The organism is Olavius algarvensis spirochete endosymbiont, assembly GCA_900608495.1.
GTDB lineage: Bacteria > Spirochaetota > Spirochaetia > DSM-2461 > DSM-2461 > UBA2779.
The window spans coordinates 1-375 of record UWYT01000330.1; the positions used below are offsets into that span (position 1 = coordinate 1).

General features: G+C 54.4%; 1 protein-coding gene. It reads right to left on the reverse strand.

Annotation, left to right across the window (positions count from 1 at the left end):
* Positions 1 to 85 precede the first annotated feature (85 nt).
* Positions 86 to 375: SBBP repeat-containing protein (locus tag S1OALGB6SA_RS09845; RefSeq protein ID WP_195910422.1), on the reverse strand; the 290-nt coding region annotated here is incomplete at its 5' end.

A 375-nucleotide genomic window follows, 5' to 3' on the forward strand; every position in this document is an offset into this window, starting at 1 on the left:
CGTCAAGACTATCCCACTTAATGCTTTGAAAATGAATCTGATTAGGGAATGTAACAGGAGGGCTGTTAAATTATCGCGCCGCTGCCTAAGGCACCTTGTACTCTATCTTCCGGATGCGGTGATTGCTTTGATCTGCCACATAGAGATTGCCGGATGTGTCCACGGCCACGCCGGTGGGGCTGTCAAACTGTGCCATGCTGCCGCCGCCATCTCTATGCCCCGCATCGTCACTGCCGGCTATGGTGCTTACCTCCCCCCCTGGCGTGATCTTACGAATGCAGTGATTAGAATAATCTGCCACATAAACATTGCCGGATATGTCCACGGCCACGCCGGTGGGGCTGTCAAACTGTGCCATGCTGCCGGCGCCATCTC